The organism is Microcoleus sp. A2-C3 (assembly GCF_036706065.1).
GTDB lineage: Bacteria > Cyanobacteriota > Cyanobacteriia > Cyanobacteriales > Microcoleaceae > Microcoleus.
The window spans coordinates 311,610-327,999 of record NZ_JAUBVX010000001.1; the positions used below are offsets into that span (position 1 = coordinate 311,610).

Annotated in this window: 8 protein-coding genes; 4 read left to right on the forward strand and 4 right to left on the reverse strand. The window is 47.5% G+C overall.

Features of this window, described 5'->3' with window-relative positions:
• Positions 1-274: 274 nt before the first annotated feature.
• The 3 genes from QUB66_RS01245 to QUB66_RS01255 all read left to right on the forward strand — a co-directional run bounded on the left by QUB66_RS01245 (position 275) and on the right by QUB66_RS01255 (position 11,721).
• Positions 275-5,785 (forward strand): PAS domain S-box protein, encoded by a 5,511-nt coding sequence (locus tag QUB66_RS01245; RefSeq protein WP_332967521.1) that lies wholly within the window; start codon positions 275-277, stop codon positions 5,783-5,785.
• Positions 5,786-5,839: 54 nt separating this feature from the next.
• Positions 5,840-9,964 (forward strand): ATP-binding protein, encoded by a 4,125-nt coding sequence (locus QUB66_RS01250; protein WP_332967520.1) that lies wholly within the window; start codon positions 5,840-5,842, stop codon positions 9,962-9,964.
• 425 nt (positions 9,965-10,389) lie between these two features.
• Positions 10,390-11,721, forward strand: coding sequence for a hybrid sensor histidine kinase/response regulator (locus tag QUB66_RS01255; RefSeq protein WP_332967518.1), 1,332 nt, complete (start codon positions 10,390-10,392; stop codon positions 11,719-11,721).
• 277 nt (positions 11,722-11,998) lie between these two features.
• Here the strand turns inward: QUB66_RS01255 and QUB66_RS01260 are convergent, their stop codons facing one another.
• The gene (locus QUB66_RS01260; RefSeq protein ID WP_265233546.1) at positions 11,999-12,538 is read right to left on the reverse strand and encodes a GIY-YIG nuclease family protein; all 540 of its coding nucleotides are present in this window, start codon (positions 12,536-12,538) and stop codon (positions 11,999-12,001) included.
• A 263-nt stretch (positions 12,539-12,801) separates the two neighbouring features.
• The gene (locus tag QUB66_RS01265) at positions 12,802-13,128 is read right to left on the reverse strand and encodes a hypothetical protein (RefSeq protein ID WP_332967516.1); all 327 of its coding nucleotides are present in this window, start codon (positions 13,126-13,128) and stop codon (positions 12,802-12,804) included.
• Positions 13,129-13,335: 207 nt separating this feature from the next.
• Between QUB66_RS01265 and QUB66_RS01270 the strand changes: the two genes are divergently transcribed.
• On the forward strand, positions 13,336-14,136 hold the full coding sequence (locus QUB66_RS01270) for a hypothetical protein (protein WP_332967514.1): 801 nt from the start codon (positions 13,336-13,338) through the stop codon (positions 14,134-14,136).
• Between the two features lie 93 nt (positions 14,137-14,229).
• Here QUB66_RS01270 and QUB66_RS01275 read toward each other — a convergent pair whose 3' ends face one another.
• Together QUB66_RS01275 and QUB66_RS01280 are read right to left on the reverse strand one after the other, a co-directional pair.
• On the reverse strand, positions 14,230-15,075 hold the full coding sequence (locus tag QUB66_RS01275; RefSeq protein WP_332967512.1) for a sulfite exporter TauE/SafE family protein: 846 nt from the start codon (positions 15,073-15,075) through the stop codon (positions 14,230-14,232).
• A 183-nt stretch (positions 15,076-15,258) separates the two neighbouring features.
• The gene (locus QUB66_RS01280) at positions 15,259-16,104 is read right to left on the reverse strand and encodes a pentapeptide repeat-containing protein (RefSeq protein ID WP_332967511.1); all 846 of its coding nucleotides are present in this window, start codon (positions 16,102-16,104) and stop codon (positions 15,259-15,261) included.
• Between the last annotated feature and the right edge of the window lie 286 nt (positions 16,105-16,390).

Below are 16,390 nucleotides of genomic sequence, written 5' to 3' on the forward strand. Positions count from 1 at the left end.
AGATGGGGAGATGGGGAGATGGGGAGAGTGGGAGATGGGGAGAGTGGGAGCATTTTTCTTATTCCCTCTGACTGACAACTAACAACTGACAACTAACAACTGACAACTATCAACTGTCAACTGTCAACTGACTTCGGCAAATCTGTCTCTGGGAAGATGGCACGACCCCTACAAATGTGGTCATGTATAGGAAAAAGACATAATTAGTTTTAACAATATTGTTTCATCGGTACCAGAACTCGTGCGATCGCGCCATCGCTACAGGTCAACAAAAATGAGTCGGTTTCAGGTCTTGCCCTTACCCATTAAATCTTACAGCATTGCTACATTTAGCGCCGCCACGGCTTTACTGCTGACAAGTCTGTTACTGTTTTCCTTCCAGGCAACTCCTGCAATTTTACTTTTTGCCGCTGCAATGGTTAGCGCTTGGTATTTTAGCTTAAAGTCCGCAGAACAAGAACTAGAAATAGAACGCCAGATTATTTCAAAAGTAATTGACACGACGGCTTGCTTAATTGTAGTTCTCGACAGCCAAGGACGGATTGTCCGCTTTAACCAAGCTTGCGAAAAAACCACAGGCTACTCAGCAGCAGAAGTTGTGGATAAATATGTTTGGGATCTCTTCTTGATTCCCGAAGAAATAGAGCCAGTACAAACAGTTTTTGCTAAACTTAACACCGCAGAATTTTATAGCGAATATCAAAACTATTGGCGTACTAAGAATGGCGGCAAGCGCTTCATTTCTTGGTCGAATACAGTGATGGTCGATGGCGAGGGTGTGGTAGAATATGTGATAACAAGTGGCATTGATATTACCGATCGCAAATCAGCAGAACTAGCCCTAGCTTTAGCTTACTCTGAGCTAGAAAACCGTGTTAAACAGCGCACGGCAGAACTGACAGTCGCTAAAGAAGCGCTGCAAGCTCAAGAAGAACGATTTCGCTGTTTAAGTTCCTGTTCGCCGATGGGGATTTTTATGGCGGATTTCCAGGGGCGCTACACCTATGCAAACCCGCGCTGTCAGGCAATTTTGGGCTTGAGTTTGGCAGAACTTTTAGGAGAAGGTTGGGAGAATTGCATTCACCCGGAAGACCGATCGCGCGTATTGAGCCAATGGCAGGATTATACTCAAGAAGCTGGGGAATATGCGATCGAGTATCGCCTGCAAATATCAGAGGGGATTGTGCGCTGGATTCACGTTGGTTCCGCGCCGATGTTCTCCGACTGTGGCGAACTCATCGGACACGTGGGCACGGTGCGAGATGTCACCGAAAGAAAAAAAACGCAAGCAGCTTTGTCAAGCAGCGAACAGCAACTGAGAACGCTGCTAGAAAATACGCCAGATGCGATTATCCGCATTGACAAAGAACTGCGTTATATTTATGTCAATCAAGCAGTTGCCAGAAGCCAAGGAAAACCAGTTTCATTCTTCCTCGGCAAAACCAATCAAGACCTAGGAATGCTGCCAGAACTCTGCCAAATGTGGGATGAAACCCTGCACCAAGTATTAGGAACAGGTAGAGAAAAAATCATCGAATTTCAGGGGCACTCAACCGACGGTCTCAGAACATATCAATCTCGCGTTGTTCCAGAATTTGACAAAGACGGCGTACCAGAATCGGCGTTAATTGTTGCCCGCGACATCACAGAACTCAAACTTGCCGAAACTCAAAGATTGCAGTTGACAATCGAACAAGCAGCTAGGGAAAAAGCGGAAATTGAACAGCGGCGATCGGGATTTTTAGCAGAAGTTAGCAAAATGCTGGCTGCGGCGTTTGACGGGGAAACAGTGCTGCAAAATGTCGCTGAATTAGCCGTTAATTCGATCGCAGACGGGTGTTGCATTCATTTGACCGAAACTGACTCAAAAGTGCGCCAAGTCGCTGTGGCTCACGTAGAACCCTCTACGGTTGATACTCTGAATAACTTGAGAATCCGCAGCCAGATCGCCTCCGATGCTGTTAACGGCTATCCGCTGGTAATTCGCAGCGGCAAATCCGAGCTAATTGCCGAAGTGGATGCAGAGATTTTAGCAGCAGCAGCCGACAATGCAGCAGAAATGGAAAGATTGCGATCGCTCAATATCGGATCTCACGCTTGCGTACCGCTGAAAGCGCGCGGGCGGGTAATGGGTGCGATTAGTTGCTTTACCTCGAAGTTTGGCCGCCGCTACAGTGCAGCAGACATGGCAATGCTAGAAGATTTAGCATACCGCGTGGCGATCGCCCTAGACAACGCCAGACTTTATACAGAAGCACAACAAGCACTATCTCAAACATCGGAATCCTTCGCCTTAATTGACGCGCTGTTAGAAGCATCTCCCCTAGCGATTTGCTTTCTCGATCGCGAAATGCGCTTCATCCATATCAATCACGTCTTAGCAGAACTCCAGGGTTTGTCCGCCGAAGAGCATCTCGGTCAAGATTTCCGCCAATTGTTGCCAGAATCAGCAGCCAAATTTGCACCGATAATTCAGCAAGTTCTAGAAACCGGTCAACCTATTTTAAATGTAGAAGTTAGCGACGAACTTCCGGGAAAAGCGGGAGATTTTGGCTACTGGCTAGCCAACTATTACCCAGTGAAAAATGAAAGGGGAGAAATCATCGGTGCCGGCATAATTCTCGCAGATATTACCGCCGCCAAACAAACAGAATTAGCTTTGCGGAAAAGCGAAACGCGGTTCCGCAGCGTGGTTGAATCTAATATGATCGGTATCGGTTTCTGGGATGTGGACGGCGAAATTACGGAAGCTAACGACGCGCTGCTGGAAATGATTGGATATACTAGGAAAGACTTAGTTTCTGGACAGATTCGCTGGGTCGATATCACGCCGCCGGAATACGCAGAACTCGATCGCAGCGCCCTCGCCCAAATCGCAGCATCAGGAAGTTGCGCGCCCTATGAAAAAGAATTCATCCGCAAAGACGGCACACGCTTTCCAATTTTAGCCGGCGCCGGAAACTTGCAAGGATTCACAGACAAAGGATCGTTCTTTGTACTCGATATCACCGATCGCAAACAAGCCCAAAACCAACTCCGAGAAAACGAAATTCGCATTCGCAACCAACTAGCAGAACTCGACTTAGTTTACAACACCACACCAGTTGGGCTCTCCTTTGTCGATACCAATTTGCGCTACATCCGCATGAACGAATGCCTCGCTCAGATCAACGGCAGATCGATCGCAGATCACATCGGGCACACCGTCAGAGAAGCGATACCAGAACTTGCCGATATGGTAGAGCCGATTTACCTGCAAGTGCTGGCAACGCAAACCCCCGTGCTCGACTTGGAAATGAAGGCTGCAACCCTTCAACAGCCGGGAGTTGTCCGGGATTGGCAAGTCAGCTTTTACCCCGTGATCGATGAATCGGGAACGCTGTTGGGAGTCAGCACTGTGGTTGCCGAAATTACTGATCGCAATCAAGCAAAACGGTTGGTGCAGCAAAGCGAAGCCATATTCCGGCGACTGTTTGAGTCCAATATTTTCGGAGTCGCGATCGGCGATTTGACCGGCCGCATCGCCTACGCCAACGACTCCCTGCTAAAAATGGTCGGCTACACCCGCTCAGACGTGCTCTCCGGTATCATGCGGTGGGACAGGATGACCCCCCCCGAATACCTGCACCTCGACGCCAGGGCGGCGCAAGAACTCCGGGCTAAGGGAGTTGCAACTCCTTTTAAGAAAGAGTACATCCGCAAAGATGGCAGCCGCGTCCCGATTTTGATGGGCGCGACGACTTTGTGCCCCGACAAGGGCGAACCAGAGACGATCGTCGCCTTCTACATCGACTTGACCGAAATCTCGCGGGTGGAAGCAGAACTCAAAAACAATCAACAACGGCTGCAAATCGCTCAGCAAGCAGGCAAAATCGGAACTTTTGAATGGAACGTCCAAACGGGCGAACTCGCTTGTACGCCGGAGTTAGAGGCATTGTACGGGCTGCCGATCGGCGGTTTCGACAGCAGCTATCAAAATTTGCTGGCAATGGTGCATCCAGACGATCGCACTTTCACCCAACAGCAGGTGCAGGCAACCGCAGCTTCCGGGGAGGAATTAAACATTGAGTTCCGCATCTGCCGGCCCGACAACAGCGTGGGCTGGATTGCTTGCAGGGCTAAGGTGTTTCAGGACGATCGCGGTTTACCTCTGCGGATGATCGGGGTGAACGTCGATATCAGCGATCGCAAACAAGCAGAGGAAGCGCGATCGCAAATCAATCAAACTTTGGAAGCTTTGATTCAGGCTTGTCCCCTAGCAATTAGCGTTTTCAGTGCCGACGACGGGATTGTGAAAATGTGGAACCCAGCCGCCGAGAGGATTTTTGGCTGGTCAGAATCAGAGGTGGTAGGTGAATTTTTGCCCAGCATTCCCCCAGACAAACGGGAGGAATTCACGGCGAAGTTGAAAAGAATTCGCGCCGGACACGGGCTCGCCGGAGTGGAAACCCACCGCCAAAGGAAAGACGGCAGATCGATCGACATCGGTTTGTGGGCAACTCCAGTCCGCGACGGCAAGGGTAACATTAACTGTATGTCGATCGTCGCCGACATCAGCGATCGCAAGCAAGTAGAGGCAGAACTCGCTCAGTTGCTCGATCGCGAACAAGCCGCGCGGGCCGAAGCAGAAGCCATCAACCGCCAGAAAGACGAGTTTCTCGCCACTCTTTCCCACGAACTGCGGACGCCTTTAAATGCGATTCTGGGCTGGGCCCAGATACTTCGCAGAGGCGGGTACACCCCAGCAACTTTAAAGAGCGCCCTCGAAGCGATCGAGCGTCAGTCACGGGTGCAGGCGCAGCTAGTGGAAGATTTGCTCGATGTTTCCCGGATTATTCAAGGCAAGCTGGCTCTGAAACCCGGCTGGTTCATGATCAGAAAGACGATCGAAGTTGCTCTGAATTCAGTCATTTTCACAGCCCAGGCTAAGTCTGTGACTGTTTCCTCGGAATTTGACCCCGCAGTCAGTTTGATGTGGGGCGATGCCCAGAGGTTGCAGCAGGTAGTCTCGAATTTGCTGACTAACGCCGTCAAGTTTACGCCTTCTGGCGGAACTGTAGCAGTGCGCTTGTCTGCGGTAGCTGTGGCTAATTCCTCATCACCTAATTACGTGCAAATTACTGTTAGCGATACCGGCAAGGGCATTTCTGCTGAGTTTCTGCCCTACGTATTCGATCGCTTCCGACAAGCAGATGGCTCGATTACTCGGGCTGACAGCGGTTTGGGGCTGGGATTGGCGATCGTCCGGCACTTGGTGGAACTCCACGGCGGCACTGTACGCGCCGAAAGTCCGGGTAAAGACCTGGGTGCGACATTCACGGTAATGCTGCCCCTGAAACAGCGTCGGATTAAGCAGCCGCAATTGAGAGAGGAAAGGCAATTAGCTCCCGTGAATCCGGGTATTTTGGCTGGTTTAAAGGTGTTGGTAGTTGATGACGAACCCGACAACCGCGAGTTTTTGGTGGTGGCGCTGCAACAGTTGGGGGCGAGTGCGACTGCTGCTGCTTCGGCTGCTGAGGCGATCAACATTTTACAGCAGTCGCCGCCAGATATTTTAGTCAGCGATATCGGGATGCCGGTTGAGGATGGCTACTCGCTGATCCGCAAAGTGCGATCGTCCGAATCTGACAAAATCAAGCGCTTGCCGGCTGTGGCGCTAACAGCTTATGCTAGCCAACAAGACCGCGATCGAGCGATCGCCGCTGGTTACAACGAACACTTAGCAAAGCCGATCGATCCTGCTCGATTCGCCGCCGTCTTAGCTCAGTTAAATGTGCCAAGGTAGGGGTAAAAAAAACTCATAACAATCAGCCTCCACTAGGGCAATTCCCTCACACCCATGCCCATTAATCCCTTCAACCGCCCAGCAGCAAAACTTTTCCGCAAGCTTCCCCTGCGAACAGTTTTGATTGTTCCGTTTGTTTTGCTAACAGTCAGCGCCGTCGGCGTCGTAGGCTTTCTTTCTTTTAAAAGTGGTCAAAAAGCCGTCGAGGAGGTAGCGCAGCAGCTAATGCAGCAAGTAGGAGAGCGAATTGCCGATCGCCTCACCAATGATTCTGGGCCGTCCAAAATTAGCACTTTTCTCGATCGGCTGCACTTCTCTAAATCTGGACAAACTTTCATCATGGATCGATCGGGCAATTTGGTTGCCACATCCACCCTAGAAACGCCTTTTGTCAAGCAAGGAAAACAGCAACCGATGCCATTGCGGCGCATCAACAGCCAGGATGTCCGCACCCGATATATTGCTCAGCAACTCGCCAACAAATTTGGCAATTTGGGCACCCTACAAACAGCCCAGCAATTGACTTTGACGATCGAGGGATCTCCGCAATTTCTCCGCGTCACTCCCTATCGAGATGCCCGTGGCTTGGATTGGTTGATTGTGGTGGTGGTGCCAGAGTCGGATTTCATGGCTCCCATTCAAGCGAATACGCGCAATACATTGTGGTTGTGCGCGGGTACGCTGGCGATCGGGAGTGCGATCGGATTTTTGACTTCCCGTTGGGTAACAAAACCCATTTTGCGCTTGAATACCGCCGCCAAAAATGTAGCAAAAGGCGAATGGGATCAACCTTTAGAAATTAGACGCTGCGATGAAGTCGGAGAACTCACCAATTCCTTCAATCTAATGGCAGCGCAACTGCAAAAGGCTTTTGCAGAACAAAAATCTTTAACTGAAGCTTTAGCGCAGAGTGAGAGCCAACTCAAGCAATTTATCGAAGCCGTACCCGCAGGGATATCTATCCACGATACATCGGGTAAAGTCATCTACTTAAACCAAACTGCCAAGCGTTTGCTCGGCGTAGAAAATATCCCCGAAGCGACTTTACAAGAAATGGTAGAAGTTTATCAAATCTACCGCCAAAATCAGCCGTATCCAACAGAAGAACTGCCCGCCTTCCGAGCGCTGCGGGCCGAAACGGTGCTCGTTGACGATTTAGAACTGCATCGAAATGGGGAAATTATTCCTCTTGAGGTGCGCGCCACACCAATTTTTGACGCAGGCGGAAACATTATTTATGCCGTCAATGCTTTTGCTGACATCTCAGGCCGGAAACAATCAGAAAAAATCTTAACTAACTACAATCGCACTTTAGAAACCGAAGTTGGTACCACCGCCTTAGCTCGTGCTAATGAACTATTACAGGATGAAATTGCCGATCGCCAATTGCTCGAAGAAAAGTTTTACAGTTCTACCGAGCAAATTCTAAAAATATTCGAGTCGATCGCAGATATTATCTTAATTTTAGAGCCCACAGAAAAAACCATCCAAATCATACCCACCAAGGGAATTTTTCAAGACAACTATCACACGAGTCAGATCGACTCCATCATCCAACAATTTTTCCAAGACGAAAGCGAGGAGATTTATTTCGATCGAGTTCGAGAGGCATTAGCAACCCAACAAACTATTAATTTTGATTACAGTCTGCAAATTAATAACCAAGAAGTTTGGTTTGCTGCTAAAATTTCGCCATTGTCCGATCGCTCTGCGGTTTGGGTAGCCCGTGATATTAGCGATCGCCAGTTAGCCGAAGCCCGACTGCTGGAAGCCCAAAAAATTGCCCATATTGGTAGTTGGGAATACGATATAGCCCAAGCCACAAGCACTTGGAGTCAAGAACTCTATCGTATGTTCGAGCTCGATCCGACTCAAAAACCGCTAGCAACCCCAGAATTAGTCGAGCGTTTTCATCCCGAAGATCGATCGCCCTATCTGACAATGCTTGAAGAGCGATCGATCCACAAAAAAAGCTTTGAACTCGATCTGCGGCTGATCCGCAGAGATGGCTCGCTCACTTACATGGAAGTCCGAGGGAAACCAGTTTTTGATCAAACAGGGCAGTTGATCCGTTGGTTCGGCACTGTCTTGGATATTAGCGCTCACAAACAAGCCGAGGCAGCTTTGCGAGAAAGCGCCCAGCGGGAACAAGCGATCGGGCGATCGATCGATCGCATCCGTCACTCCTTAGATATTGACACAATCTTCCAAACCACAACCTCTGAGCTGCGAGAAACCCTAAAATGCGATCGAGTCGCCATCTATCGTTTTAATCCAGATTGGAGCGGCGAATTTGTTGCCGAGTCAATGGCGGAAGGCTGGACATCTCTGATCCAAAAACAATCGAACGATTCTGATTGGTCAAACAATCTTGTCGAAGACTCTAACTGTACAGTAAAAACGCTCCAAACCTACAGAGAACCAGTGCGAGATACCTATCTACAAAGAAATCAAGGCGGTATGTACAATCGAGGCGTTGCTTACCGCATGATTGAAGACATATACACCGCTGGGTTTACTCCTTGTTACCTGAAACTATTAGAGCAATTTCAAGCTAAATCCTACATTATTTCACCCATATTATGTGGCATTCAACTGTGGGGTTTGCTCGCCAGCTATCAAAATTCTGGGCCCCGTACTTGGCGCGAAGCAGAGATCAATATTGCGCTGCAAATTAGCACTCAACTCGGAGTAGCCTTACAACAAGCTCAATTGCTCGAAGCCACTCAACAGCAAGCAGTACAGCTCCAACAAACCGCCTGGGCAGCAGAATCAGCCAACCTCGCGAAAAGCACTTTTTTGGCCAACATGAGCCACGAATTACGCACCCCTCTCAACTCAATTCTAGGATTCTCCCAATTGATGCAGCGCTCAACAAACCTCAGCCGCGAACAACAGGAAAATCTCCAGATCATCAACCGCAGCGGAGAACACTTGCTAACTCTGATCAATCAAATATTAGATTTAGCCAAAATAGAGGCGGGACGCATTACCCTCAACCCAACAAACTTTAAATTAAGCAGACTACTAAACGAGGTGGAGGAGATGTTCCAACTCCAGGCGCGGGAGCAACAATTGGAGTTAATATTTAGCTACTCTAGCGATACTCCCCAATACGTCAAAACCGATGAAATTAAATTGCGCCAAGTTTTAATTAATCTACTTTCTAACGCCATTAAGTTTACGAAAGAGGGAGGAATTGCGGTAAAAGTAAGTTGGGTTATGGAGCCTGAAAATCAGCAATTACCAATCAATTACAAATTACATTTTGAAATAAAAGACACCGGCTGCGGCATGGCGAGTGATGAGTTAGATCAGCTTTTTCAAGCCTTTGTCCAAACCAAAACAGGGGAAACATCTCAGCAGGGAACCGGCTTGGGGCTAGCCATCAGTCAAGAGTTTGTCAAGCTGATGGGTGGCATGATCACTGTGCGCAGTCAAGTAGGGCGCGGCACTACCTTCGCCTTTGATCTCCCCGTCAGCGCGGTTGAGGCGGCGGACATTCAACTGGTACAGCCGCCGCGTCGGATAATAGCCCTCGAACCTAATCAGCAGCGCTATCGGATCTTGATTGTGGACGATCGCGAGGACAACCGCAAACTGCTGATCAAAATCCTTGCAGCCTTTGACTTTGAACTCAAAGAAGCCAGTAATGGTGTAGAAGCCATTGAAATCTGGTCGAGTTTCGAGCCACACTTAATTTTTATGGATATGTGGATGCCCATGATGGATGGACATGAAGCTACGCAACGTATCAAAGGCACCATTAAAGGTCAAGCTACCGCCATTATTGCCGTCAGTGCCGCTAGCGCCGAGGAAGCGCGAACCGTTACTGCATCAGATGATTGCGATGACTTTATCCACAAACCCTTTCGAGAGGCAGAAATATTTACCACGCTCCACAAACATCTCGGAGTGCGTTACATTTACGATGAACCGGAGAATGTGCCGGAGCCAACTCCAATCGAGGCTCCGACTTCAGAGACTATCGCAGCTTTACCAGCGGGTTGGCTGGCTGATTTAGAGAAAGCTACAATTGAGTGCGATTTAGAATTGATTCTCAATCAAATTGAGCTAATTCGCGATCGAAATCACTCTTTAGCCAGCGCTCTCGCCGCATTAGCTAACGAGTTTCAATTCAATCAAATACTAGCTCTCATCCGTCCCGAAACGAAATAACAATGATATTAAATAATGTTCGTAGTGAGGACTACAGTCCTCATTAAACTTTGAATACTAAAGTCAATACAGTTCATTTAACGCTTTTTTGTCATTGCGCTTCTGGAAAGCAATCGCAGTATATTTTTGTCACATCGTTTTGCCGATCGGATTATCTTAAGTGAATCGTATTGATCCTAAAGTCATCATTACAAACCTACAAAAGTTGTTTTAAAAAATAGCAAGCGCGCCCGAAGCTGAGGAGGTTCATAATTGCTGACATCCTTGCAGAAGATAGCTTCTTCATTCTCTCGCGACGATAACTAAAAGCTTCCTTCTTCCTTCTTCCTTCTTCCTTCTTCCTTCTTCCTTCTTCCTGATGACTACTGACTAATGACTACTGACTAATGACTACTGACTAATGACTACTGACTACTTATAAAGATATGAATGACCAAACAACTCCCCTGTTAAAAGGGAATATTTTAATTGTTGATGATGTTCCGAATAATTTGCATCTTTTATCTAAAATACTCTCGAAGCACGGCTACAAAACACGCACCGCACCCGACGGTCAACTAGCTTTAAGGTCGATCGAATTAACTCCTCCCGACTTGATATTGCTGGACATCATGATGCCAGATATGGACGGCTACACAGTCTGCAAAGAGTTAAAAGCTTCTGCCAAAACCAAGGACATTCCCGTTATTTTTATCAGTGCTTTGAATGAAGTGTTAGATCAAGTCAAAGCCTTTGAAGTTGGCGGTGTAGACTATATCACAAAACCGTTTCACGACAAAGAAGTTCTGGCCCGCGTCTCAAATCAAATCATGCAGCGCCATTTGTTCCAACAAACACAATCCTACGCCCAACAACTCGAACAAACTGTAACTGAACTTAAGAAGACTCAAGCTCAGTTAATACAGAAGGAAAAAATGGCTTCTTTAGGTCAACTAGCCGCAGGAATTGCTCACGAAATCAACAATCCAGTCAACTTTATCTCCGGCAATATTGGTATGGCTGCTGACTATGCACGAGATTTGGTTCGCCTCATCAAATTATACCGACATTACTACCCGCACCCCGTTGCAGAAATTACCGACGAATTGGACAAAATTCAACCCGACTTCATTGCAGAAGATTATCCAAAACTGCTGAATTCGATGAAAGATGGTGCTTCTCGGATCAGCAAAATTGTGCTATCTTTGCGCAACTTCTCCCGCCTTGGCGAAGAAAAAAATAAGTCAGTGGATATTCATGCAGGCATTGACAATACTTTAGTTATTTTGGAACATCGGCTCAAGGAAGCAAACAAGGCCGGTGAAATTGAGGTGATCAAACACTACAGTCAACTACCAAAAATCACCTGTTACGCCAGTCAATTAAATCAGGTGTTCATGAACCTGCTAAGTAATGCTATTGATGCCCTGGAAACTAAACCATATCCTCGAAAAATTACCATCAGCACTTCAGTAACTTCTGACTCAGAACCTGCGCTGCACAATCCAGATTCAAAATTCGCAATTCAAAACAATCAATCGGTTGTTATTCACATTGCCGATAACGGTTGTGGGATCAGCGAGGCAGTGTACCACCGGATATTTGACCCATTTTTTAGCACGAAGCCTGTCGGCAGCGGTACTGGATTAGGGTTGGCTATCAGTCACGATATTATAGTGGAAAAACATGGAGGTAAAATCAGTTGTATTTCTGCTCTTGGCGGGGGGACAGAGTTCATTTTGCAGATTCCGATATCTGTTATGGCAGTTGACGGTTGACAGTTGACAGTTGACAGTTGCACAGTACGGGAATCAAACTATTTATGCTTGACTGGTATCGGCTCTATTTATGAGGTTATTTATGTCCGCGCCCGATGCGGCGGTTGCTATAAATTTTAAAATGTTATAAGTTCGTAGTCAGGAATAAAGTCCTGAGAGAAAGAACTTAAGTCCTCAATACAAAAAGGTTTGTAGTGAGGACTTTAGTCCTGAGAGAGAGGACTTAATTCCTGACTGCAAACAGGGTAGATTGTGTGGAATTAGCCTGAGAGCGTAGTTACTTTAAATCCAGCAAACCGCTAGTTTTCAGCTTGGGATTAAACCGGATTTCTTCAGTTACACCGCGAAGTTTGAGCAGCGATAAAATTTCATTTTCCACGCGCCGTGCTACATTTTTTAACAATTTATCTTTGGCAAGTTCATCGGCGACAATACCTTCATAATTTGCGATTTCTTGGGCAGTCATCACGGTTTTGGTGTCGATGGGATCGTTCCACTTGGTGGCATCGGCAGCGTTGCCCTGGGGCTGGGAACCGTTTTCGGAAATCCAACTCGAGCGGATGCTTTCTAGTATAGTGCGGCTGGGTCGATCGATAATTTGGACTTTTAGCCAGTAGCAATGTTCGGTTTGGCGCACCAAATGCTGTTTGAGGCTGAGGTAAGTATCGCGGGAATAGCCGACAAATTGCAGGACTTTTTCGTTGTCGAAAATCGCGTACACGCCGATTTTACCCTGGACAAATTCGGGCAATTTCCCTTCTGAGTCAATGTAGGGAATGAATTCTAAGCTGGCGAGAGGGTGAATTTCTTCTGTCATTTGTTGTTTGAATTATCGATGTTAATTTTTCCTGAAATTTTCCTGATTTTTAAGTAAATCTACTTAATTGAAGGTGAAATACGGACGGATGCTAAAAAGCTTGCTGTGTATGTTTTCTTCCTTCTTCCTTCTGTCAACTATCAACTGTCAACTGTCAACTGTCAACTGTCAACTGCCAACTGCCAACTATCAACTGCCAACTGTCAACTGCCAACTATCAACTGCCAACTGCCAACTGCCAACTGTCAACTGTCAACTGTCAACTAATTCTTGAAAACGCGATAAACGGCACAGAGGCGGCTGGGTTTAAATATTTTGGCTTGAAACATGAAATTGGGCGGGACGTTGACGATCGCAAAATCGATCGATTCGTGATACTTTTGAAATTCCGCAGGCATTCCCTTCGGCGTCTCGCTGCTGTAAGGGACTGGCTGAAAAAGTAACTCGGCAAATTCAATCCGCGAGCACTGCAATTGTCCGGCTACTTGTTGGAGAAAGCTGTCACCGGTTAGTGAACCGAACAGTGCAGCTTTAGCCTCCGGTTCGAGGACAAAACTGCTATCGTAGCTTTCAATAATCTTGAGACCCATTTTCTGTATACTCCTGACAGACGATCGGCGCATTCTGAATTTTACCCGACACCGACCGCTTTGAGGGCACTCATTCTCATCTGTTGGCATTCGGCAGAAGTAAGTAAAAATATCACAATCCCGAAATTTTGATAAATGACCCTGATTTATTTGCCGATCGCTTTATCATGTCTCTATCGGAATCTATCAGACTACGACTAAAAGGCTATGCAGAAGATCGAAGACGCATCAAACCCAGCTTTGAGAATTTCCCCAAACCAGCCGGATTGGCTAGAATTGGCAGAATACGCCTCTATTGCCGGTTCAGCGATTGGCACGATTGCTGCGGGATTGTCGGGCCAAATTCTCTACGCTGCCGCCCCGTTAACCGCAGCACTCTCGCTAAATCTCGCCAATCGCCAGCGTTTCGAGCAAAAAATGCAATACAAGGCAAATTCTGCGATCGCGGAGGTGCAGGCCTCCGTAGAAGGTCGATCGCAGCAAGTTCAGAGACTACCTGGAGAACTTGTCCAACTCGACACCACCGTCTCCGACTTGAAACAAAAACTCGGTATTTTGGAATCGGGCCCCATCGCCGACTTACAAGCTGCGGTAGCATCCCTCGAACGCCAAGCGCAGGCACTTCCTGCCGATTCTCAGGAACTCTACACCATGCTGTCGGATTTGCAGCAAAAACTCCGCATTCTGGAAAATAGCGCCCTCAGAGAGCATGATTGGGAAAATGTCAATGTCCGATTTTTATTGCTGGACGAAAAGTTAACTGAGGTTAAAACTATTACAGCAGAGTTGCAGGAGCGATCGAACGAAGTAGACTTGGATCAAATCCAAGGTTCTCTGAAGCAATTGCAGGATTTGCTCGATCGACCGACAATAGACACAGAGATGCTGCAAACCGAGATTCACCGTTTGCAGAACCAGGTTTCCGAGTTGCAGCGCCAAAATCAAGAAATTGTCAAGCCTTATTTGCAGCGCCTGACTCGCGCCGTCAAGAAACTATCAGAAAATTAGTTTTTCGTAGGGTGCGCACTGCGCACCGAACCCGAGTCCTTCGTAGGGTGCGCAATAACCAATAACCAATAACCAATAACCAATAACCAATAACTAATTCTGAAATTTTTGCCAAGCTTGCCAGAAAACATAGAGCGATAATACTGCCAAGAGCGATCGAAAAGCTAAACTAATAGTGCGATCGGACAATCTCGGCAAAAACCGCGTGCTAATTTGCGCCCCCAACAAACCGCCACCCCCCAAAATCAACCCCACAACCCATAAAACATTCCCACGCGCCGCGTGTCCCGCCGTCGCCGAAATAGCAGTGATGACGATGACACCCAAACTCGTTTGAATTGCCGTTTTAATGCTTTCTCCTAACAGCAAGATTTGCAGAGGAACCATAATCACGCCGCCACCAACGCCGAACAAACCCGCTAATAAACCCGCCGCACTGCCAGTCGCAATTTTAGCAAAAGTTGGATTAAATAAAATATTTGAATTATTTGGGAATTGGGAATTGGTCATTGGGAATTGGTCATTGGTAATTGAGCCTGATTCTTTCCTATCTTCCCCTTCCCTTTCCCCTTTCAGGTGCTTGCGAACTTCAATCAAATAAATATTCAGCCACAACAACAACCCAAAAGAAACTAACAGCAAATAAGGCGGAAATATCCCCGCCAAATAAGCACCAATTTGTGCTGTGATGACGGCGGGAAATCCGATGCCTGCGACTTGACTCAAATTGAGGTAGCCCATGCGCCAATTCTGGATGCTGCCAGAAAGAGCTGTAATTACGATCGACAAACCGCTAGTAGCAACCGCTTGCACCGGAGCATAATTGAGAGCAACCAACAAAGGTACAAGCACCGTACCGCCGCCGATACCCAAAAAACCAGCTAGGATACCCGCAAACAGTCCGGCCGCACCCAGAATCAATAATTCACTGATAGTCATTATATCAAGTCCGGTTAATTGCTAATAAAACCTCTACGGGCATTGGGCATTGGGCATCGGGCATCGGGCATCGGGCATCGGGCATCGGGCATCGGGCATCGGGCATGGTCGGACAAAAGTATGATAACTATTCAACCGGACATGATATTAGTCAATAGTTAACTGTTAACTGTTAACTGTTAACTATTGAGAGTCATTAGTGGCGCCGTCAGGCATAATTGCCCGCCTCAAATCAGCATCACGGAAGTTAGTTCGATTGAGATTAGCATCAATCAAAACAGCTTCCACCAAAATAGCCCCGCTCAAATTAGACCAGTAAAGCTTAGCCCGGAACAAATTAGCACCGCTCAAGTTAGCTCCGCGCAGCGTTGACCAACTCATATTGGCAACTCTCAAATTAGCATTGCTCAGATTAGCTTCGGTGAGATTAGCTCCAACCATCGTGACTTGGCGCAAGTCTGCACCAGTCAGGTTGGCCCCACTCAGCATCGCCCCGCTGAGAATTGCCTGAGTCAGATTAGCTCTTTCTAACAGCGACTCGCTGAGGATGGCATTTGTCAGGTTTACGGCTTTGAGAGTTGACCAACTCAAATTTGCCTTCATCAAATTAGTGCGAATCATGCTAGCTTCGGTTAAGTTAGCCGCAAACAAATTCGCTTCGGTAAAGTTGGCTTCTGTCAAATTTGCTTCCGTCAAATTTGCTTTAGTCATATTGACTTCTCTCGCCATTGAGCCGCGCAGGTTTGCTCCCACCAGGTTAGCCCCGCTGAGATTGGCGCGGCTCAAGTCGGTACCGATCAGATTTGCTTCGGTGAGGTTGGCTTCCGTCATGTCCACTCCTGCCAATTTCACCTCGCGCAAGTTCGCTCCCGTCAGGTTAGCGCCTTTGAGGTTGGCGTCTTGGAAATTCGATCGGGTAAAGTTAGCCTCGCTGAGGTTGACTCCTTTTAAGTCGGCTCCCGCGAGGTTAATCTCTCGAAAAATTCTTTCTCCGGCCGCATATTGCCTCAGAATTCGATCGGCCTCCATGTCATTAGCCTCGCAATTTTTGTTTCAAACGTTAGAATGACGGGTTATACCACACACATCATCCCAGATAACCACGGTATTCACGCTGCACAGTTTAGTATCAGTATAATTTTTGCCCTCTGCTGTCCCCACACTGCTGTGCGAATCTATTCTAGAGGGCATCACAAATGTCAGCGATTCTGAGAGAATCAAAGATAGCGTAAAGATATCAACAGTCAGCAGTCAACAGCCAGCGACCACAAACAACTGACAACTGACAACTGAACCACAAACAACTGACAACTGA